Below are 20,181 nucleotides of genomic sequence, written 5' to 3'. Positions count from 1 at the left end.
CGGGATCGACTGTCCCACCGGCCACCTTCCCGGCAGGATCGCGGACATGTGTGATCAGCCGAGCGGGGTGGCCGGGGCCGAGCCGACGGCTGCCCCCGAGCCAGACCTGGCGCACCACGGTGACGCGGAGGTCGGCGAGGGCCTGATCGATCTCGCCGTCAACGTCCGCCAGGCGCGGCCTCCCGCCTGGTTGGCCGACCCGATCGCCGCGACCCTCACCGACCTGGCCCACTATCCGGACCCGGCGCCGGCCCGGGCCGCGGTCGCCGCCCGACACCGCCGTCACCCGAACGAGGTGCTGCTCACCGCCGGCGCCGCCGAGGGTTTCGTGCTGATCGCCCAGGCGCTGCGCGGCGTACGCCGGCCGGTGGTGGTGCACCCCCAGTTCACCGAGCCGGAGGCGGCTCTGCGGGCCGCCGGGCACTCGGTCGAGCGGGTGCTGCTGGACCCCGCCGACGATTTCCGGCTCGATCCGTCCCGGGTACCTGCCGACGCCGACCTGGTGATGATCGGCAACCCGACGAACCCGACCTCCGTGCTGCACCCGGCGCAGACGGTGGCCGCGCTGGCCCGCCCCGGCCGGGTGCTGGTGGTCGACGAGGCGTTCGCCGACACCACCATCGCCCCCGGGCGCTCCGGCGAACCGGAGTCGCTGGCCGAGCGGCGTGACCTACCCGGTCTGCTCGTGCTGCGCAGCCTCACCAAGACGTGGGGCCTGGCCGGCCTACGGATCGGCTATGTACTCGGCGCCCCGGAGTTGCTGTCCCGGCTGGCCGCCGTCCAGCCCCTCTGGGCCGTCTCCACGCCTGCGCTGGCCGCCGCGTCGGCCTGTGCCAGCGCCGTCGCGGTCCAGGCCGAACGCGCGATCGCCGCCGACCTCGCCGCCGACCGCGACCACCTGGTCGCCCGCCTGGCCGACCTGCCCGGTGTACGCGTCGTCGGCCGCCCCGCCAGCGCGTTCGTCCTGCTGCACCTGGCGGGAGCGACCCCGATCCGGGCCGCCCTGCGGGAACGGGGCTGGGCGGTGCGCCGGGGCGACACGTTTCCCGGCCTCGGCCCGGACTGGCTGCGGGTGGCGGTGCGCGACCGTAACACCACCGACGCGTTCATCGAGGTGCTGCGCGAGACCATGGAGGCATGATGCTGGAGACCACGATCGCGGCGATCCGACCGGCGGACGAAGCGGCTATGGCCGACGCCCGCGAGCTGCACGGCCGGCTGACCAAGCCGGCGGGCTCGCTGGGCGCGCTGGAGGACCTTTCGGTACGCCTCGCGGGCCTCGCCGGGGCCTGCCCGCCACCGCTGCCCGAACCGGCCGCGGTGGCGATCTTCGCGGGCGACCACGGGGTGCACGCCCAGGGGGTGAGCCCCTGGCCGCAGGAGGTCACCGGGCAGATGATCGGCAACTTCCTGGCCGGTGGGGCGGTGGTCAACGCGTTCGCCCGGCAGGCCGGCGCCTCGGTCACCGTGGTCGACGTCGGTGTGGCCACCCCCCTGCCCGTTCAGCCCGCCGTTGAGGCGGGCGTCCTCGACCCGTCCGCGCCCCGACTGGTCGTCGCGTCCGTCCGTCGGGGCACCCGCGACCTCGCGGTGACCGCCGCACTCACCCGGGAGGAGGCGCTGGCGGCGGTGCGGACGGGGATCCGGATCGCCGACGAGCTGATCGACGCCGGGGCCGGCATCCTGCTCACCGGTGACATGGGCATCGGCAACACCACCCCGGCCGCCGCGCTGATCGCCGCGTTCACCGGCGCCGACCCGCTCGACGCCACCGGGCGGGGCACCGGGGTCGACGACCCGACGTACGCCCACAAGGTGGGGGTGGTGCGGGCCGCGTTGGCCCGACACGCGCCCGACCCGACCGACCCGCTGGGTGTCCTGGCCGCCGTCGGTGGCCTGGAGCACGCCGCCCTGGCCGGGCTGATCCTGGGTGCCGCCGCCCGTCGCACGCCGGTGCTGCTGGACGGCGTCATCGCGGTCTCGGCCGCCCTCGCCGCCGCCGCGTTCGCCCCGGACGCGGTCTGCGCCATGGTCGCCGGCCACCGTTCGGCCGAGCCGGGCGCGACGGTGGCGCTGCGCCACCTCGGCCTCGACCCGCTGATCGACCTGGGGCTGCGCCTCGGCGAGGGCACCGGTGCGCTGCTGGCGTTGCCGGTGGTCAGCGGCGCGGTCCGGGTGCTGCACGAGGTCGCCACCTTCGACTCCGCCGGGGTGGCGGAGAAGTGACCGCCAATCCGTACCCCCTCGGGCTGCGGCTCGACGGGCGGCGGGTGGTCGTGGTGGGCGGTGGCGTGGTCGCCACCCGGCGCGTGCCCGCACTGCTGGATGCCGGCGCGGACGTCCTGCTGGTGGCGCCGGAGCTGACCCCGGCGCTGCGCGCCCGGGCCGACGCCGGCCGGCTGCGCTGGGTGCCACGCCGGTTCGCGCCCGAGGACCTGGACGGCGCGTGGCTGGTCCAGGTGGCGATCGACGATCCGGCCGCGGCGGAGTCGATCAGCGTCGCCGCCGCCGAGCGGCGGATCTTCTGCGTCCGCGCCGACGACCGGACGGCTGCCACGGCCTGGACCCCGGCGGTGACCCGGCACGGCCCGGTCACCGTGGCGGTGCTCGGCGGCGGCGACCCCCGGCGTGCGATGACCATCCGGGACGCCATCCGCGACCTCCTCGCAGCCCGTCTCGTGCCCGGCGACGCCGCTCCGACGCACGGCGCGTCCGCCGCCGAGGGGACAACCGGTGCGACCGAGGCGACCGGCGGGCGGCAGACCGGGCGGGTTGCGCTGGTCGGGGCCGGGCCGGGTGATCCCGAGCTGATCACCGTGAAGGGCTGGCGGCTGCTCACCGCAGCGGATGTGGTGGTCGCCGACCGGCTGGTGCCCGGGCTGCTCCTGGACGAGCTGCGCCCGGACGTCGAGCTGGTGGACGCCTCGAAGATCCCCTACGGCCCGTCCCGGGCCCAGGAGGAGATCAACCAGATCCTGGTCGACCGTGCCCTGGCCGGTGCCTTCGTGGTCCGGCTCAAGGGCGGCGACCCGTACGTCTTCGGGCGCGGCGGCGAGGAGCTGCTGGCCTGCGCCCAGGCCGGCGTACCGGTGACCGTGGTTCCCGGGGTGACCAGCTCGATCGCCGCTCCGGCCGCAGCCGGTATCCCGGTCACCCATCGGGGCGTGGCGCACGAGTTCGTTGTGGTCTCGGGGCACGTGGCACCCGACTCAGCGGCTTCGCTGGTGCGCTGGGACGCCGTCGCCGGTCTGCGCGGGACCCTGGTGATCCTGATGGGGCTGAAGAACCTCGCCGCCATCACGGACACTCTCATCGCCCACGGTCGGTCACCGCAGACGCCGGCGGCCGTCGTCCAGGAAGCCACGACGGGCACCCAGCGGGTGCTGCGGTCCACCCTCGGTGCGGTCGCGGCCGAGACGCTCGCCGCCGACCTGCGCCCGCCCGCCGTCGTCGTGGTGGGAGACGTGGTGGGCGCGCTCGACGGGTGAGGGAGCGGGTGGTGGCGGGGTTGTCGGTGGCTGTCGACACAATGTCGCCCATGCTCACCGTGAAGGATCCTCACGAGGCGTGGCGAACGGAACTGCTCACCCCCTTCGCGCTGCGGTGTGGACGCCCCGGCCTGACCACCCGCTTCGAGGACCTCCCCTCGAAATGGCGCGATGCTCCGGTCCGGACTCTCAGGTGCGCGGACGCGGACGGCTCCTGGGCCGTCCTGGTCACGGTGGTCCGTGGCTATCGCCAACAGCCGGGCGACTCGCTCGTCGGCAACGAGTTCGGCCGTGACCCGCACACCGCCTACGACCTGGACTCGCCCGGCGACCTGGTGTACGAGCTGCAGGTGACCGAGGACGACGGGTCCGACGAGTACGAGCTGCTGGCGTTCCGGCTCTTCGGCGACCCCCAGGCGGCCGGGGCGGAGGTGCTGCGGTGGGCCGGGAAGAAGGCGGCGTACTCGGTCAGCCCGCCGGTCGAGCGGGCCGAGATACGGCAGCGCCGGGACCGTCGACAGTTCGACCATCGCCAGGCCAGTGCGGCATCGCCGCTGGTCCGGATCGGCGCGGTGTCGGACGAGGCCGCCGCCGACCTCGACGCGATCGACCTGTCCGCGTTGTGCTGGCACTTCCCGCGCGGGAACACCGGTGCCTACCTGCGGTCCGCGGTGGTCGCACTGGCCGGCTACGGCGAGCAGCGGCAGCACCTGCGGGGCCGGTGGCTCACCGCACGGGTCGAGGGCGCGGAGTTGGTCATCGGCATCGACGACCTGATCCCGGCCAACCAGCGGCACCGCTGGGACAGCGCCCGCTGGCTGTGGGACCGCCGACAGGCGAACACCCCGGCACGGCTTCGCTGGCAGGTCGATCGGGTCGAGCAGGCCGCCCCGGCGGTCGCGGCCGTCCGCCGGGGCGCGTTGCCCGAGGCGCTGACCAACGCCGGGGTGGAGACGGATCCGGAGCTCGACGCGTTGCTGACCGGGGTGCCGTACCGGCTCTCCGATGCCGAACTCACCCCGACCTGGGTGGCGAACCTGTACCGCGGTCTCGCCGACCTCGCGCCCTGGCGGCTGGACGCGGCGTACCGAGGTTGGCGTGACGGCCGGCAGGCACAGGGGCTGCCGGTCCGGGATTCGGTTGTCCTGTTCGGCCTCGGCGGTGTCGGCGCGGCCCGCAAACCGAAGCTCGCGCTCGACCACACCGGCGACGCCCCACTGCTGTGCCTGATCCACACCGGCAGCAGCGCGGTGCTGCCGTACGCGCACTGGACGGTGCCCACCGACCTCGGCGCCCGCCTGTACGGGTGGCAATCGAGCCTGCCGTACCCGCACTGACTGACGTCTGTCGGCGTGGCGCGACTGACGGGGCCGGAACGACGACGGGGCCAGAGCATGCGCTCCGGCCCCGTCGTACGAGCGGTCGACTACTGCTTGAGCATGTTGTCCAGCAGCAGGGCGCAGCGGATCAGCCCCAGGTGGCTGTAGGCCTGCGGGTGGTTACCCAGGCCACGCTCGGCGAGCGGGTCGTACTGCTCGGGGAGCAGCCCGGTCGGGCCGGCGGTGAGCACCATCTGCGCGAACAACTCCTCCGCGTCGGTGCGGCGGCCGGTGCGCAGGTACGCCTCGATCAGCCACGCCGTGCAGATGTGGAAACCGCCCTCACGGCCGGGCAGGCCGTCGTCCCAGTGGTAGCGGTAGACGACCGGGCCGCTGCGCAGGTCCGCCTCGATGCGAAGGACGGTGGACAGGAAGCGCGGGTCGTCCCCCGGGAGCAGGCCGGAGAGCCCGATCCAGAGCGACGAGGCGTCCATGTCCTCGTCGCCGTACGCGACGCTGTACGCCTCGACGTCCTCGTGCCAGCCGTGCTCCAGCACGTTGGCGCCGATCCGGTCGCGCAGGTCCTTCCACTCGGGCCGGTCCTCGCCGCCGTGCTCGCGCATCACGTGCAGCGCCCGGTCGACGGTCATCCAGCACATCACCTTGGAGAAGACGTGGTGCCGAGGTGGCAGCCGTGCCTCCCAGATGCCGTGGTCAGGCTCGTGCCAGCGCCGGCGGACCGCCTCGACCATGTTCTCCAGGACGCGCCACTCGTCGTCGCGGACCGAGCCGCGAGCGTCGGCGACGGCCGCGATCAGGTCGGCGATCGGGCCGAAGACGTCCAGTTGCAGCTGGTGGTTGGCGAGGTTGCCGACCCGGACCGGCCGGGAACCGGCGTACCCGGGCAGCGTGTCGATGACCGCCTCGGCGCCCAGCTCGTAACCGTCGATGGTGTAGAGCGGGTGCAGTCGCTCCGGGTGGCCGCCGGTGCGTTCGATGCAGCCGTCCACCCAACGCAGCAGCGCCTCGGCCTCCTCGACGGAGCCGAGGTCGACCAGCGCGCGGGCGGTCAGCGCTGCGTCGCGCAGCCAGCAGTAGCGGTAGTCCCAGTTACGGACGCCGCCCAACTCCTCGGGGAGCGAGGTGGTCGCCGCCGCCAGGATCGAGCCGGTGGCCTCGTGGCAGAGCCCGCGCAGGGTGAGCGCGCTGCGGGCGACCAGGTCACGGGCGGTGGACGGCAGCCGTAGCGAGGCCACCCAGTCCTTCCACGGCTGCTCGGCGGCGGCCTGCCGCTCGTGGACCGGCACCCGGTGGTGCTCCAGGCTGTGCGTGCCGAAGCGCAGCTCCAGGACGACCTGCCCGCCGGCGGCGGAGAGGTCGACGACCGCCTTGGCGGTCTCGTATCCGCCGTCGTTGCCGACGTCCCACTGCACGCCGGGGGAGTAGAGCGCGACCGGTTCGTTGGAGCCGAGCACCAACAGGCCGTCGCCGAGCGGCTGCAACTGCACGGCGACCTGACCGAACTCGGGCCTCGGCGCGAACTCCACCCGGGCCTTGCCGCTGCCGGTGAGCACCCGGACCAGGGTCGAGTCGCCGGTGACGACCGCCGGGCCGTCCGGGGTGGTCTCCTGGGCCGGCTTGTCCAGCCAGTCGGTGACGGTGAGCCCGGACCACCGGGTCTCCACGGTCATCGTGCCGGAGCGGTAACGCTGGCCCAGCGGGATGCCACCGCGCTCCGGGGTGATGCTGAAGTGACCGGCCGGGCTGCCACCGACCAGGTCGGCGAAGATCGCCGCCGAGTCCGGTTTGGGGTGGCAGAGCCAGCTCACCTTCGCCTCGGGGGTGAGCAGAGCGACGGTACGACCGTTGGCCAGCATGGAGTGCCGCTCGATCGGCACCGCCCGCTCGCCGAACAACCAGTGCCGTCGGGTCTCCAGCAACAGCGCCAGCGCCCGCGCGGCCTCCAGTGGGTCGGCGACCCGGTAGCCGGCCTGGGTGTCCCCGGGGCCGATCTTGATGCCGAGGTCGGGACCGTGCAGGTGAGCGAACGCGTTCTCGTCGGTGATGTCGTCGCCGATGAACAGCACCGCGCTGGAGGCGAGCTGGGTGCGCAGCTGGTCGACCGCGGTGCCCTTGTGGGTGGCCACGACGGAGAGTTCGATGACCTCCTTGCCCTGGGTCACCGTGACGCCGTCGAAGGTGGCCGGGCCGTTGCGGACCGCCTCGATGGCCGCGGCGGCCACCTGCGGGTCGACCCCGCGGGTGTGCATCGCGACGCTGGCCGGCTTGCGTTCCAACCGGATGCCCGGGTGCTCGGCCGCGATCTCGCGCAGCGCGTTCCGGACCTGGGTGCGCACGGCGACCAGCTCGGGGGAGAGCCGTTCGACGAAGCCGATGTCGAACTCGGAGCCGTGGCTGCCGACGAGGTGCACCTCACTGGGCAGCCGGGAGAGTGCCGCCAGGTCGCGCAGCGCCCGGCCGGAGACCACCGCCACGGTGGTCTGCGGCAGCGCGGCGAGCGCACGGACCGCGGCCACCGACTCGGGCAGCGGGACGGCGGTGCTCGGGTCCTCCACGATCGGCGCCAGTGTGCCGTCGTAGTCGCAGGCGATCAGGAGCTGGGGTACCCGGGCGATCCGGCCGATGGCGGAGCGCAGCTCGGGGTCCATCACCCCGGTCGCGATCGCCGCCCCATCGTTGACGGAGGTGTTCACTCGGCCTCCGCCTCGGAAACTCCAAGCTCGGAGAGGAAAGACTTGGCCCAGTGGCCCACGTCGTGGGTACGCAGGTGACGTTGCATTGTCCGCATCCGGCGGCGTGCCTCGGTTTTCTCCACGTGCACTGCCCGGAGCAGGGCGTCCTTGACCGCGTCCGGGTCGTGCGGGTTACACAAAAATGCCTGGCGAAGCTCGGTGGCGGCGCCGGCGAACTCACTGAGCACGAGCGCCCCACCCTGGTCAGCGCGCGATGCGACGTACTCCTTTGCCACCAGATTCATTCCGTCTCGCAGCGGGGTCACCATCATCACGTCGGCAGCAACGTACATCGCGGCCAGTTCACTGCGACTGTACGACTGATGCAGGTAATGCACCGCCGGCACGCCGACCCTGCCGAATTCGCCATTAATCCGACCAACCTCGCGCTCTACCTTCACCCGAAGTGCCTGGTAGTGCTCGACGCGTTCCCGGCTGGGTGTGGCCACCTGCACCATAACCGCGTCGGGGACTGTCAACTTTCCGTCAGCCAGCAGCTCGCGGAAGGCCTTGAGTCGCAACTCGATGCCCTTGGTGTAATCCAGCCGGTCCACGCCCAGGATTATCGTCTTCGGGTCGCCCAGTTCGGCGCGAATCTGCTTGGCCCGGGCCTGGATCGCCGGGTCGGCGGCCATCCGCTCCATTTCCTGCGTGTCGATCGAGATGGGGAAGGCGCCCGCCTTCACCTGCCGACCGTCGACCTGGATCATCTGCCCCTCGTAGCGCAGCCCGAGCAGGTGCCGGGCCAGCCGGACGAAGTTCTGCGCGGCCAGCCGCTGCTGGAAACCGACCAGGTCGGCGCCGAGCAGGCCGCGCAGAAGTTCGGTGCGGAACGGCATCTGCATGAACAGCTCGATCGGCGGGAACGGGATGTGCAGGAAGAAGCCGATCCGCAGGTCCGGGCGCAGCTCCCGGAGCATCGCCGGTACCAACTGGAGCTGGTAGTCCTGCACCCAGACCGTCGCGCCCTCGGCCGCCACGTCCGCCGCGGCCTCCGCGAACCGGGCGTTGACCAGGCGGTATGCCTCCCGCCAGCGGCGCTTGTAGGCGGGCGTCTCCACCGCGTCGTGGTAGAGCGGCCAGATCGTCGCGTTGGACTGGCCCTCGTAGTAGCGCTCCAGTTCCTCCGCGCTGAGGGGCACCGGGTGCAGCCGGATCCCCTCCAGGTCGAACGGCTCGGGGGCCGCGCCGGTGCCACCGGCCCAGCCGACCCAGGTGCCCTGGTGTTCGGCGAGTACGGGATGCAGCGCGGTGACCAGCCCGCCGGGGCTGCGCCGCCACTGCCGTCCCTCGGGTGTGCTCACCTCGTCGACCGGCAGGCGGTTCGCCACTACGACAAAGGAGCTACGGACGGTCACGATCGGCCACCTCCGGGTACTGACGGGTCCACCGCGATGAGCGTACTGAGCGTAGCTGCGGCGTCTGGTGCCCCGTGCCGGAGTCTCCTACCCGCCTCGCGCTCGCCGAATCCAGAGGGTGATCTTGTCGACAGTCGGGCCCATGCGGCTCGTCGGCGTACTCCCGGGGCGGGGTGATGTGGGCGAAGCGCGCCGTACCTGTCAGGATTGACGATGGCGTGCGCGCGGCCGGCTCCCGGCCGGCGGCAGCGGGCGGTCCTCGTAGCCCGCGCCGCGCCGCCGATCAGGCGACAGCAAACCGACGGAGGTAGCCCGCACCGTGGCCCAGTACATCTACGTCCTGGAAAAGGCGCGCAAGGCGCACGGCGACAAGGTCGTGCTCGACAACGTGACGCTGAGCTTCCTGCCGGGGGCCAAGATCGGTGTGGTCGGTCCGAACGGCGCCGGTAAGTCCAGCCTCCTCAAGATCATGGCAGGGCTGGACAAGCCGAGCAACGGTGAGGCCCGGCTCATGCCCGGCTTCACCGTCGGCATGCTCGCCCAGGAACCCCCGCTCAACGACGCCAAGACCGTCCTCGGCAACGTCGAGGAGGCGGTCGCCGAGACCAAGGCCAAGCTGGAGCGGTTCAACAAGATCGCCGAGCAGATGGCGACCGACTACTCCGACGAGCTGATGGAGGAGATGGGCAAGCTGCAGGAGGAGCTGGACCACGCCGACGCGTGGGACATCGACTCCAAGCTCGAGTTGGCCATGGACGCGCTGCGCTGCCCGCCGCCGGACGCCGACGTGACCCAGCTCTCCGGTGGTGAGCGCCGCCGCGTCGCACTCTGCAAGCTCCTGCTGGAGGCCCCCGACCTGCTGCTGCTCGACGAGCCCACCAACCACCTGGACGCGGAGAGCGTCTCCTGGCTGGAGCAGCACCTGGCCAAGTACGCCGGCACCGTCATGGCGATCACCCACGACCGGTACTTCCTGGACAAGGTGGCCGGCTGGATCCTGGAACTGGACCGCGGCCGGGCCATCGGCTACGAGGGCAACTACTCCACGTATTTGGAGAAGAAGGCCGCCCGTCTGGCCGTCGAGGGCCGCCGCGACGCGAAGATGAAGAAGCGCCTCACCGAGGAGCTGGAGTGGGTCCGCTCCAACGCCAAGGCGCGGCAGACCAAGTCCAAGGCCCGCCTGGACCGGTACGACGAGATGGCCACCGAGGCGGAGAAGACCCGCAAGCTGGACTTCGAGGAGATCCAGATCCCGCCGGGCCCGCGCCTGGGCAGCACGGTGATCGAGGCGCAGAGCCTCAGCAAGGGCTTCGGCGACCGGCTGCTGATCGACAACCTGTCCTTCTCGCTGCCCCGTAACGGCATCGTCGGCATCATCGGCCCGAACGGCGTCGGCAAGACCACCCTGTTCAAGACCATCGTCGGGCTGGAGGAGCCGACCAACGGCGAGGTCCGGGTCGGCCCCACCGTCTCGCTGTCGTACGTCGACCAGAACCGGCAGGGCCTCGACGGCGACAAGACCGTCTGGGAGGTCGTCTCCGACGGGCTGGACTACCTGATGGTGGGCAAGGTCGAAATGCCGTCGCGGGCGTACATCGCCGCGTTCGGCTTCAAGGGTCCGGACCAGCAGAAGCCGACCAAGGTGCTCTCCGGCGGTGAGCGCAACCGGCTCAACCTGGCGCTGACCCTGAAGATCGGCGGCAACGTGATCCTGCTCGACGAGCCGACGAACGACCTGGACGTGGAGACGCTGTCCAGCCTGGAGAACGCACTGCTGGAGTTCCCCGGCTGCGCCGTGGTCATCTCGCACGACCGGATGTTCCTGGACCGCGTGTCCACGCACATCCTGGCCTGGGAGGGCGACGACCAGGACCCGGCCAAGTGGTTCTGGTTCGAGGGCAACTTCGAGGCGTACGAGAAGAACAAGATCGACCGCCTCGGCGCGGAGGCCGCCCGGCCGCACCGGGTGACCTACCGCAAGCTGACCCGCGACTGACCGGCCGAGAAGTGTCTGACCGGTTCGTCTATCACTGCACGCTGCGCTGGTCCGACCTGGACGCGTACGGCCACATCAACAACTCGCGCTTCCTCACCCTCTACGAGGAGGCGCGGGTGGCGTTGATGTTCGCCGGCGGCCGGGCCTGGGGGGTCGGCTCGTTCGCCGACGGGGTGGTGATCCGCCGCCACGAGGTCGACTACCTGCGCCCGGTCGACTACGCCCTGGGCCGGGCCACCGCGGAGGCTGCTCCCACGGTCCGGATCGAGCTGTGGGTGGAGGAGATCCGGGCCTCCCGGTTCACCGTCGCCTACGAGCTGTACGACGGCGAGGTGCTGGCCAGCCGGGCCCGCTCGGTGCTGGTGCCGTTCGACCTGACCCGCCAGGTGCCCCGGCGGATCACCGCAGAGGAGCGGGAGTTCCTGCTCACGTACGCGCCGCAGGGCGGCATGGCATGACCCGGCCGGGCGCCGCTGAGCCCGGTCGGGTGGCGACGCCGACGCACGGCGTCACCGGGGTGGCGGACGCGGGCGCCTTCCTGGCCCGGCTGGTCCGGCTTGATCCGGTCGCACCGGTCCGGCTGCGGCCGGCCGGCGTCCCCGGCCGGGTCGCCCTCTGGGCCCGGCTGCCGTGGCAGGTCCTGGTGGTCCGCACCGTGGCCGGTGGCCCGGCCGACGCCGACGCCGAGGACGTCACGGTGGCCGCCGCGGAGTTGCTGGCCGAGCTGGAGCGTGGTGGCGCGGCCCTGCCGGCGCGCCGGGACGCGCAGTGGCGTTGGCCGCTGCCGCCGGTGCGGGGCCGGCAGGTGGAGACCCTGCCCGCTGCCGACCTGCGACGGATCGCGGACGCCGCCGCGGGCACCCTGCGTACGGCGAGTGAGCAGGGTGTGGCCGGTCGCGCGGTGGGTCAGCGGGCGCTGCGTGACGCGCTGCTCGACCACGTGGCGGTGCTGGTCACCCCGGACGGGCCGGCAGCCGCACCGGTGGAGGTGCCGCAGCGGCTGGTGCAGGGGTTGGTCCGGATGGGCTTCCTCGGCGCCGCTGACGGCCCGGCCACCGACCACGACGCGAACGCCGTTCGGGTCCGGGTGGCCGGTCGTTGGGTCGGCCTGGTGGGACCATACGGAGCCGCATGGTTGCAGAAGGCCACGGATCTCGCCGTGACGCCCCTGGCGAATCGTCCGAACGGATGACCCCTGCTCATTCTTCTGGACTGGGGCGGTCGTTGGGGGGGTGCTTCAACTCGGCTGTCCGGGTACCGTCCATGCTCGGATCCAACGCACCGTAGGCGACTGGATCCGCTGGGGAGTGAGGTGCGCGAGCGATGCCGTGGTGGTCATGGCGCCCCGGTCCCGCCGACGGCGGCGATCCGGAAGCCCGAAGCGGGATCACAGTGGAGAGCGCGGTCCGGGTCGGGCCGCCCAGCCCTCGCCAGCCGGGGGACGACTGCCCGTCCAACGAGCGGCCCGTGCTGACCGAGATGCCCGCCACCGTCGAGCCGGTGAGTCTGCGCAGGGTTTGCGACGCACTCGATCTGCTCGACGTGCGCTACCTGGCCGACGGCGACGGCAACCTCCTGGCCATGTGGGAGCGGCACGCCGTGCTGGTCACCCTCGAAGGGCCGGAGGACGAGATCCTGGTCATGCGGGCACGTCCGCACGCCACGGTCCCGCCAGACTGGGCTGATCGGGCCTACCGGGTGGTCAACGAGTGGAACCACACCCGCCGGTTCTGCAAGGCGTACATTGGCGACCCGACCGAGCGCGGCCAGCTACCGATCTACGCCGAGCTGCAGGTGCCGCTCGGTGCCGGTACCCATGACGCGCTGTTGGTCGAGATGCTCGACTGCGGCGCGGCGGTCGCCACCAGCTTCGTCGACTGGCTGCACGACGAGGGCGCGCTGCTCTGACGCCACTGCGGGTCGGGCGGGTCAGCCGCCGTTGGCCGGGTCGTCCTCGACGTTGACCATGAAGTACGCGGCCCGCTCCAGGTAGTCCCAGAGGGTGCTCGCGATCTCCGGCTCAAGGTCGAGCCGGTCCACGGCGCGGCGCATGTTCCGCAGCCAGGCGTCCCGTTCGGCCGCGCCGATCCGGAACGGCGCGTGCCGCATCCGCAGCCGCGGGTGCCCGCGCTGGGCGGAGTACGTGTTCGGCCCGCCCCAGTACTGCATGAGGAACAGGGTCATCCGGTCCGCGGCCGGGCCCAGGTCCTCCTCCGGGTACATGGGCCTCAGCAGGGGGTCGGTGGCGACGCCGGCGTAGAACTCATCGACGAGCTTGCGGAAGGTGGGTTCGCCGCCGACCGCTTCGAAGAGGGTCATCGACGCACCGGGACGGTCGGATTCACCTGCGGGATTCACCGTTCCATCCTGCCAGGTGCTCTCCGTGCCGGCCGGACCCGCACACCGTGCGTCGGATCACGCCTGGCCGGCGCGCCCGGACACCGCTCGGCCCGCTCCTGTGAGAGTCGGCGGAACGGGTCAGGTGACCGCGTGCCGGCGGTTGCCGTCGCCGGCACGCGGGTCGGGGGTGCCCGGCGCGGTGCCTCCGTCAGCGGGGCTGTCCGGCTTGAAGGGCGGCTGGGCGTTGGCCGCCGAGGCCGCGGCGATGGCGTCATCCACCGTCTGCCGGTCCGGCCAGCGCAGCGCCGCCGCCGTCATCAGCACCACCCCGGCGGCGCTCCAGACCCCGACCACCACCGGAATGGGGAACCGCTCGGCGAGCAGCCCGGTGATCAGCACCGCGAGACCCTGGATGACCTGGACACCGGTAGCCATCACGCCGAAGGCGCGGGCCCGGAAGCCGTTGGGCAGCGCCTGGACGAACAGCCCGTTGGCCATCGGTAGCATGCCGGCGACCGCGAAGCCGCAGAGCGCGGCCAGCAACGCCACCGCCAGTGGTGGCGGGTCGAGCAGTGCCGGCACCAGCACCAGTGGGGCGAGCACCGCGAGCGGCCGCATCAGCCTCAGCCGGCGAGCCGGCCCGAACAGCCGGCTCACCAGTAACCCGCCGAGGATGAAGCCGACCGGATTGGCCACCATGATCACCGCTTGGGCGGCGCCCGCGCTCATCTCACCCTTGGCGCCCTCGTTGGCCCAGGCGGCGGCCAGCCCCTCGGGGACGATCGAGAAGAGCATGGCGCTGAACACCAGCACCGCGATCGCTCGCAGCACCGGTGTGCGGAACACGATGGAGAACCCCTGACGCGTCTCGCGCAGCAGATGGCTGCGGTGCGCGGAGCTCATCAACGCCGGGTGGTCCCGCACGCCGAGGCGGACCAGCAGCGCCGAGAGACCGAACGTGGCCGCGTTGAACAGCAACGCGACCTCCGGATCGATCGAGGCGACTGCGGTGCCGAACACGTACCCGACGACCTGGGCAGCCTGTCCGACGCTGCTGTTCAGCGACAGCCCGAGCACCAGCCGGTCCCCGGTGAGCAGCTGCGGCATCAGCGCGGACTTCGCCGCCTGGCTCGGCGGATTGGCCAGCGTCGCGGCGAAGATGAGCACCAACACCGCCTGGTACGGCAGGTTCGGGATGGCGATGAGCAGCATCAGCGACATCCGGATGAGGTCACACGCCACCATCACCCGTCGGTACGGGTGCCGTTCCGCGAGGGCGGCGAGCACGGGACCGCCGAGCAGCCAGGGCAGGAAACTGACCGCGAAGGCGGCCGCGGAGAGCGCGACGGACCTGGTCTGCTGGTAGACGAGCAGGGTGACGGCGGCCTTCGCGACGTAGTCGCCGACCCAGGAGAGAGCGCCAGCCACGAAGACGGCCCGGAACTCGTGCTGGGCGAACACCTCGCGAAAGGTGGCGGGGCCTTCCGCGGAAGGTCGCTCGTCGGGCACCATCGCCTCCATCGGCCCCCGGTCCGGCCGCTCGTGGCAGCCCGGCCGGAAGCACTCGTCAGATCTACGGATCAGCGAGGATTTGATCACGCTCCGGCGGGAACGCGTGCCCCGGATTCTGCCCGATCGTCTGACAACTAGCTAGGGCGAACGGACCGTTCGTCGCTTCCCCGACTGAACGAACGGACGATACCTGAGGGGCCGGGTGGCTCGCGACCCCTGAATTGGAGGACAGTGTCTCTGGGTCAGGTGGCCCCGCCCTGACCGGTCTCACCGTCGGGCAACGGCCGGGGCGGCAACCCCGGATAGATGCGGGCGGCCGCGATCTGCGCGGTGATTCCCGAGTTCTCCAGCGCCTCGGCGAGCCGCCGACGCAGCTCCCGGCCCACCGCGAACTGACCGTCCGCGGTCGTCTTCACCACCGTCCGGATGACCGCGCCGTCCACCGTCACCTGCTCGACGCCCAGCACCTCGGGCGCCTCCACGATCTCCGGTGACAGCTCCGGGTCCATCGCGATCGAGGCGGCGGCGGTCCGCAGGACGGCGGTGGCCTCCTCGGTACTGCTGAAACCGATCGGCAGGTCCACCACCACGAGGGCCCAGCCCTGGCTCTTGTTGCCCACCCGGATGATCTCGCCGTTGCGGATGTACCAGAGCACACCGCGACCGTCGCGCACGGTGGTGACCCGTAGCCCGACCGACTCGACCACGCCCATCGCCTCGCCCAGGTCGACGTTGTCGCCCACGCCGTACTGGTCCTCGATCAGCATGAAGAGACCCGCGATCAGGTCCTTGACCAGGCTCTGCGCGCCGAAGCCCAGCGCGACGCCGGCGATCCCGGCGCTGGCCAGCAACGGAGCGAGGTCGAAGCTGAACTCGCGCAGGATCATCAGCAGCGCGATGCCGAAGACGAACGCGGTGGTCAGGCTGCGCAACACGGAACCGATCGCCTCGGCCCGCTGGCGTCGCCGCTCGGGTACGAACTCGGCCGGGTCGACCGCGGCGCTGGGCACCCGTTCCCGCAGTGGCCGCAGCATCGTCGGCACCGCACCGTCGGTGGTCGTCCGGACCAACCGGTTGATCGTCCGGTGCAGCGCCCAGCGGGCCACCATCGCCAGCGCCACGATCAGCAGCACCCGCAGCGGCTTGAGCAGGATCCAGTAACTGCCCTCGGCGAACCAGGCCGACCTCGTCATTCTGTACAGGAATTCGCAGGAGGAACTGCCCTGGCAGTTCACCGACCCGGCGGTGGACAGGGCAAGGGGCGTCACGCTGGCGGCACTCACCCTGTCTTCGTACCGCAAGGAGCCCGAGCGCCCGCCGCCGACCCACCGGCCGGGTGACCTACCGCCGAGGGTATGGCCGGAACGGGGCGAACCGGCCATCGTGACAGGTGCGGGAAAGAGCTTCACGAGGGACCCCGGATTAGTGCGTGCAATCCGGGGTCCGATCAGGGACTATTGGCGCAACGGACGTCGGTGATCAGCCGGCGTCGACCGTGTGGGCCGTCGTGCCCGGCTCCGGTCGGCGGCGGTACGCAGCAGCCGCTGAACCGGGAGGGTGAACGCGATGCCTGACATACGACCCACGGTGGGCTCCGGCGCGTTGGTCCTCAACGCCACCTACGAGCCGCTGTGTGTCGTGTCGGTGCGTCGCGCCGCGATCCTCGTCCTCTCCGCCAAGGCGGTCTGCGTCGCCGATGGTGACGGCATCCTGCACAGTGCCCGGGACGCGCTCCCGGTGCCATCCGTGGTCCGGTTGACCCGCTTCGTCCGCGTGCCGTACCGAACACATGTCGGGCTGTCCCGGCGGGCGATCTTCACCCGGGACGGGTGGCGGTGCGCCTACTGCCGAGGCCCGGCCGAGACCATCGACCACGTCTTTCCGCGCAGCCGGGGTGGCCGGCACGCCTGGGAGAACGTGGTCGCCGCGTGCGCCCGGTGCAACCACACCAAGGGCGACAAGACCCCGGCCGAGATGGGGTGGCGGTTGCACGCGTTGCCCACCGCGCCGAAGGGCACCGCCTGGCGGGTGCTCGGGCACCGCGCTCCCGACCCCCGTTGGGCCGACTGGCTGGACCTGCGGGAGTCCGAGGCAGCCGCCTGATTCCGAACGGCGCGGTCGTGCTCCGGACCGAGGGTGGGTGCTGCGGTGCAGCAGCGGCCCGGGCTCAGTCCTGCTGGTCGGCTGCCCGGCGCGCCGCGCGCTGGTGGCGGTTCATGGCCCGGCCGTGCGCGTTGGTCAGTAGCCGGTCGATCTCAGGCAGCATCTGTGGACCAGGCATGACGATGCTGCCGAAGCCGTACAGCGCGTAGCCCGGGTGCGGCACGAGGGTGTCCAGCCGGGCGAAGTCGAACGCGTCCCGGTGGTCCTCGAACGCCTTGGGCGGGAAGCCGAACAGTCGCTCGAACTCGGCTCGGCCCAGGTCCAGGTTGAGGCGAAAAACACCGGGTCGGTCAAGCTGTGAGGCCTCGTCGAAGCCGGGCACGTCGTGCTCGACGATGGTGGCGAACGGCTGGCGGCGGTCCGGGCCGAGATAGAAGAACCGGTCGCCCCAGGCCCCCTCCGGTGCTCCGTTCTCCTCGCTCGCCACCACCTGCTCGACGCCGGGCAGCGCGAGGATCCGATCGGCGAGCACAGCCGGGTCAACGCCGGTCGGGATGTGCAGTACCGCGTCGGCGTGTTCGATGGTGGCCTGATCCAACGGGAAGTAGCGGTAGTCGTGCGCCCGCCGCTCGGCCGGACCGATCTCGGACGCTCGGACGTACCCGGGAAGGCCGGACTTCTGCTGGAGTCTGCCTTCGTAGGTCGACGCGGCGGGTGCTCCGATGTCGAGCGCGGGGCTTGCGCCGAGGCTGCCGACGATCACCGCGTACCGGTCGTCCAGCAGCGATGCGACGATCGCGCCGGCACCGGCCCACGACACATGCGTTCCGTCCATCGTCATCGTGCTCGGATGGCGCTGGAGGTGTGTGTTGTGCCCGAAGACCAGCGTGGGTCCACGGTGGGCCTCGGCCGCCCGGATCGCGAGCAGGTTCTCGGCCATCAGCGCGTCCCTGATCGCGGCCAGGCGGGCGAAGCGTTCCTCCTGCGTCAGTGGTGCGGCGGCCGCGGCGTGATAACGCAGCAACGCGACCGCGGACGTGGCGTGTACGAACGCCGCCTGCCAGCCCTCGGGCCGTCGGGGTGCCTGCAGGTACAACTCGCTCAGGAGGTCGTCGGCGATCACCCGCAGACGCTGGGCGTCGGTCGAGCGCCCGATCGATCTGCCCGGCTCCCAGATCGCGGCCGTATCGCTCCACCGAGCCTCGTCCCCGATCAGGTCGTCGATCTCCGCTGACCGGTCGAGGCTGAGGAAGTCACAGACCCGGGTGAGGTAGCGCCGTGGACTCGGAGCGCGCTCGATCTCCAGTGGGGCGTCGAAGCCGTGGAACGTCAGGCGCTCGGCAGTTGGCCGTCCGGTGTTCCACTCGCGCATCCGCAGCAGTAGGTCGCGGTTGGCCGGGGCGGCGCCGAACCCGTGGCTGAACCCTTCGGCCAGCGCACGGTCGAGCGTCACGGCGTCGGCGCCCTGCACGAACTCGTCAGCAATCAGCCCCGCCGCCCGGTCGCTCTCCAGCGCGATCGACCGGTAGCCATGCTCGGCCAACGACATGAAGGCCTCGTTGCGGATCTGCAGGAAGGCGGACTCACCATGCGTCGGCTCGCCGAGCGCGAGCAGGGTCGGCGATACCGCAAGCAGGTCGAGAGGAGAAGTCATTCCATCAACCGTATCGTTGAACCAGCGGTTGAGGCTTACGAGCGACGGGAACGCGGTGACAACCACAAAACCCTCAAACCCTGGGGTACGCCGACCAGTCGACCTCGCGCGTGTACACGGACTGTCCGCGCAGGCCGTGCGCAACTACGAACGAGATGGCGTCCTGCCGCCGGCCCAGCGCACCCCGAACGGCTACCGCCGGTTCACCGAGGTGCACGCCAAGGCGCTGAGCGCCTACCTCGCGCTGATCGCGGGCCACGGCTACGCGGCCAGCGGTGACATCATGCGTGCCGTCAACCGGGGCGAGATGGACGCGGCACTGCGCACGATCGACCGCAGTCACGCCCTGCTGCAGCGCGACCGAGAGACGTTGGACGGGGTCGAGGCAGCGGTCGCGATTCTCACCGAGACGACGCCACAGCCGCAGAGCCGGACGGCCGTGCCGATCAGCGTGCTGGCACACCGGCTCGGTGTACGACCCGCCACCCTGCGAAAGTGGGAGCGGGCCGGGATTCTGCGGCCGGTGCGCAATCCGGCGACCGACCACCGCGTCTACTCACCCGACGACGTTCGCGACGCCGAACTCGCCCACCTGCTGCGCCGCGGCGGGTACCGGCTCGACCACATCGCCGACGTGCTGCGTCGAGTGCGCGACGCCGGCGGCGCCGAACCGCTCGCCACGTCGCTTCGCCAGTGGCGGAGTCGGCTCACCGAACGCGGCCAGGCCATGCTCACCGGGGCCGCCCGGCTCGCCGAATACCTCGACGCCGAAACCGGGCCCACCGTGAGCACGCACTGATCGCCCTACGGTCCTGCCGCCGTGCAACCTCAATCCTCAACCAGCACGAGCCTTGACCAACGACGCGAAGACCACGACGTTGTCCGAGTAGCCGGTCTCGCCGCCGACCCATTGGCCCCCGCAGGTGATCAGCCGAAGGCTCGGGCGACTGAAGTCGCCGTACACCTCGTCCACCGGCAGTCGCCCCTTGTCGAACCGTTCCACCGAGTCCACCTCGAAGATCGCCACGCTCCGGTCGGTGCGGGTGACCTCGATCTGGTCGCCGGAGCGCAGCTCGCGGAGTTGGTGGAAGACCGCCGGCCCGCTGGTGGTGTCGACGTGACCGACGATCACTGACGGGCCGTACTGCCCGGGGGTCGGCCCCTGGTCGTACCAGCCGGCCTCCTGGGCTCGGGCCGCGTCCGGTACGGCGATCGTGCCGTCCGGGGCGATGCCCACCTCGTGCACGGGCGCCCGCAGGTCGATCTTCTCAATGGCGAGGCTGGTCGGATGGCTGGCGGGCAGCACCGGGAACTTCTTCGGCGGCGGTCGCAGGCCGGCGCTGAGCCGGTCCGGCAACAGGCTCATTCCGGTCACCTGTTCGACGCCGAGCATCGCCACGATCAGCACCATCAGCGCGGCCACGGCCAGCACCGGCAACCCCGGTCCCGTGCCGATCCGGCGCCGGGCCAACGGCGACCCGGCCGGGCGGCGCGGTGGCAGCGGGCGGGCAGCCGGGTCGGTGGTGGCGACGCTGGCCGAGACGGCCTGCCCGGCAACCCGACGCAGCCGGCCGGAGGCGCGGGCCACCAGCCGACCCGAGGCGCGCAGCGCCGGCCCGGCCCGGAAGCGGGCGCGGCGGTCCGGCCGCGCACGCGCG

Annotated in this window: 17 protein-coding genes; 10 read left to right on the top strand and 7 right to left on the bottom strand. The window is 71.8% G+C overall.

Annotated features, from left to right (window positions below; all coding sequences use genetic code 11):
• Positions 1–46: 46 nt before the first annotated feature.
• From cobC to ACQEUX_RS21155, 4 genes are read left to right on the top strand one after another with little or no spacing between them, the layout of a single operon-like run.
• Entirely contained in the window at positions 47–1,141 is a 1,095-nt protein-coding gene (cobC, locus tag ACQEUX_RS21170) for an Rv2231c family pyridoxal phosphate-dependent protein CobC (RefSeq protein ID WP_433051012.1), read from the top strand.
• Complete coding sequence (gene cobT, locus ACQEUX_RS21165) at positions 1,141–2,226, top strand: nicotinate-nucleotide--dimethylbenzimidazole phosphoribosyltransferase (protein ID WP_433057027.1); 1,086 nt, start codon at positions 1,141–1,143, stop codon at positions 2,224–2,226. The genes cobC and cobT overlap by 1 nt, the downstream gene beginning before the upstream one ends.
• On the top strand, positions 2,223–3,488 hold the full coding sequence (gene cobA / locus ACQEUX_RS21160; protein ID WP_433051009.1) for a uroporphyrinogen-III C-methyltransferase: 1,266 nt from the start codon (positions 2,223–2,225) through the stop codon (positions 3,486–3,488). The genes cobT and cobA overlap by 4 nt, the downstream gene beginning before the upstream one ends.
• A gap of 50 nt (positions 3,489–3,538) precedes the next feature.
• The gene (locus ACQEUX_RS21155) at positions 3,539–4,825 is read left to right on the top strand and encodes a hypothetical protein (protein ID WP_433051006.1); all 1,287 of its coding nucleotides are present in this window, start codon (positions 3,539–3,541) and stop codon (positions 4,823–4,825) included.
• An 89-nt stretch (positions 4,826–4,914) separates the two neighbouring features.
• Here the strand turns inward: ACQEUX_RS21155 and otsB are convergent, their stop codons facing one another.
• The gene (otsB, locus tag ACQEUX_RS21150) at positions 4,915–7,476 is read right to left on the bottom strand and encodes a trehalose-phosphatase (RefSeq protein ID WP_433057024.1); all 2,562 of its coding nucleotides are present in this window, start codon (positions 7,474–7,476) and stop codon (positions 4,915–4,917) included.
• A 41-nt stretch (positions 7,477–7,517) separates the two neighbouring features.
• Positions 7,518–8,918 carry an alpha,alpha-trehalose-phosphate synthase (UDP-forming) gene (locus ACQEUX_RS21145; protein ID WP_355165123.1) on the bottom strand — a complete coding sequence of 467 codons (1,401 nt, stop codon included), beginning with the start codon at positions 8,916–8,918 and terminating at the stop codon, positions 7,518–7,520.
• A 319-nt stretch (positions 8,919–9,237) separates the two neighbouring features.
• Here ACQEUX_RS21145 and ettA point away from each other — a divergent pair, with 319 nt between their 5' ends.
• The 4 genes from ettA to ACQEUX_RS21125 all read left to right on the top strand — a co-directional run bounded on the left by ettA (position 9,238) and on the right by ACQEUX_RS21125 (position 12,822).
• Entirely contained in the window at positions 9,238–10,914 is a 1,677-nt protein-coding gene (gene ettA / locus ACQEUX_RS21140; protein WP_433051002.1) for an energy-dependent translational throttle protein EttA, read from the top strand.
• An 11-nt stretch (positions 10,915–10,925) separates the two neighbouring features.
• Positions 10,926–11,372 (top strand): acyl-CoA thioesterase, encoded by a 447-nt coding sequence (locus tag ACQEUX_RS21135; RefSeq protein WP_433050999.1) that lies wholly within the window; start codon positions 10,926–10,928, stop codon positions 11,370–11,372.
• Positions 11,369–12,106: a hypothetical protein gene (locus tag ACQEUX_RS21130; protein WP_433050996.1), complete on the top strand. Its 738-nt coding sequence runs from the start codon at positions 11,369–11,371 to the stop codon at positions 12,104–12,106. The genes ACQEUX_RS21135 and ACQEUX_RS21130 overlap by 4 nt, the downstream gene beginning before the upstream one ends.
• A 131-nt stretch (positions 12,107–12,237) precedes the next feature.
• A complete protein-coding gene (locus tag ACQEUX_RS21125; protein WP_433050993.1) occupies positions 12,238–12,822 on the top strand; it encodes a YbjN domain-containing protein in 585 nt (194 codons plus the stop codon).
• A gap of 21 nt (positions 12,823–12,843) precedes the next feature.
• Here the strand turns inward: ACQEUX_RS21125 and ACQEUX_RS21120 are convergent, their stop codons facing one another.
• The 3 genes from ACQEUX_RS21120 to ACQEUX_RS21110 all read right to left on the bottom strand — a co-directional run bounded on the left by ACQEUX_RS21120 (position 12,844) and on the right by ACQEUX_RS21110 (position 16,067).
• Complete coding sequence (locus ACQEUX_RS21120; RefSeq protein ID WP_433050990.1) at positions 12,844–13,233, bottom strand: globin; 390 nt, start codon at positions 13,231–13,233, stop codon at positions 12,844–12,846.
• Between the two features lie 159 nt (positions 13,234–13,392).
• Positions 13,393–14,766, bottom strand: coding sequence for an MFS transporter (locus ACQEUX_RS21115; protein WP_433057022.1), 1,374 nt, complete (start codon positions 14,764–14,766; stop codon positions 13,393–13,395).
• A 242-nt stretch (positions 14,767–15,008) separates the two neighbouring features.
• On the bottom strand, positions 15,009–16,067 hold the full coding sequence (locus ACQEUX_RS21110; protein WP_433050987.1) for a mechanosensitive ion channel family protein: 1,059 nt from the start codon (positions 16,065–16,067) through the stop codon (positions 15,009–15,011).
• Between the two features lie 265 nt (positions 16,068–16,332).
• On the opposite strand from ACQEUX_RS21110, the gene ACQEUX_RS21105 reads away from it, so the two are divergent.
• Positions 16,333–16,869 (top strand): HNH endonuclease, encoded by a 537-nt coding sequence (locus tag ACQEUX_RS21105; protein WP_433050984.1) that lies wholly within the window; start codon positions 16,333–16,335, stop codon positions 16,867–16,869.
• Between the two features lie 64 nt (positions 16,870–16,933).
• Here the strand turns inward: ACQEUX_RS21105 and ACQEUX_RS21100 are convergent, their stop codons facing one another.
• Positions 16,934–18,523, bottom strand: coding sequence for a DUF6194 family protein (locus tag ACQEUX_RS21100; protein ID WP_433050981.1), 1,590 nt, complete (start codon positions 18,521–18,523; stop codon positions 16,934–16,936).
• Positions 18,524–18,578: 55 nt separating this feature from the next.
• Between ACQEUX_RS21100 and ACQEUX_RS21095 the strand changes: the two genes are divergently transcribed.
• Positions 18,579–19,322 (top strand): TioE family transcriptional regulator, encoded by a 744-nt coding sequence (locus ACQEUX_RS21095; RefSeq protein ID WP_433050978.1) that lies wholly within the window; start codon positions 18,579–18,581, stop codon positions 19,320–19,322.
• Positions 19,323–19,358: 36 nt separating this feature from the next.
• On the opposite strand, the gene ACQEUX_RS21090 is transcribed toward ACQEUX_RS21095, so the two are convergent.
• Complete coding sequence (locus tag ACQEUX_RS21090) at positions 19,359–20,132, bottom strand: class F sortase (RefSeq protein WP_433057020.1); 774 nt, start codon at positions 20,130–20,132, stop codon at positions 19,359–19,361.
• Between the last annotated feature and the right edge of the window lie 49 nt (positions 20,133–20,181).

The organism is Micromonospora sp. CA-259024 (assembly GCF_050936255.1).
Lineage (GTDB): Bacteria > Actinomycetota > Actinomycetes > Mycobacteriales > Micromonosporaceae > Micromonospora.
The sequence above is the reverse complement of the archived record's forward strand: the minus strand, read 5'-3'. Positions and strand labels throughout refer to the sequence as shown.

Excerpts from the sequence above, each read along its gene's own strand:
- ACQEUX_RS21105 (WP_433050984.1), top strand. The coding sequence starts at position 16,333 with ATGCCTGACATACGACCCACGGTGGGCTCCGGCGCGTTGGTCCTCAAC.
- otsB (WP_433057024.1), bottom strand. The coding sequence starts at position 7,476 with ATGGACCCCGAGCTGCGCTCCGCCATCGGCCGGATCGCCCGGGTACCC.
- cobT (WP_433057027.1), top strand. The coding sequence starts at position 1,141 with ATGCTGGAGACCACGATCGCGGCGATCCGACCGGCGGACGAAGCGGCT.
- ACQEUX_RS21130 (WP_433050996.1), top strand. The coding sequence starts at position 11,369 with ATGACCCGGCCGGGCGCCGCTGAGCCCGGTCGGGTGGCGACGCCGACG.
- ACQEUX_RS21155 (WP_433051006.1), top strand. The coding sequence starts at position 3,539 with ATGCTCACCGTGAAGGATCCTCACGAGGCGTGGCGAACGGAACTGCTC.
- cobC (WP_433051012.1), top strand. The coding sequence starts at position 47 with ATGTGTGATCAGCCGAGCGGGGTGGCCGGGGCCGAGCCGACGGCTGCC.
- ACQEUX_RS21120 (WP_433050990.1), bottom strand. The coding sequence starts at position 13,233 with ATGACCCTCTTCGAAGCGGTCGGCGGCGAACCCACCTTCCGCAAGCTC.
- ACQEUX_RS21125 (WP_433050993.1), top strand. The coding sequence starts at position 12,238 with ATGCCGTGGTGGTCATGGCGCCCCGGTCCCGCCGACGGCGGCGATCCG.
- ACQEUX_RS21100 (WP_433050981.1), bottom strand. The coding sequence starts at position 18,523 with ATGACTTCTCCTCTCGACCTGCTTGCGGTATCGCCGACCCTGCTCGCG.
- ACQEUX_RS21115 (WP_433057022.1), bottom strand. The coding sequence starts at position 14,766 with ATGGTGCCCGACGAGCGACCTTCCGCGGAAGGCCCCGCCACCTTTCGC.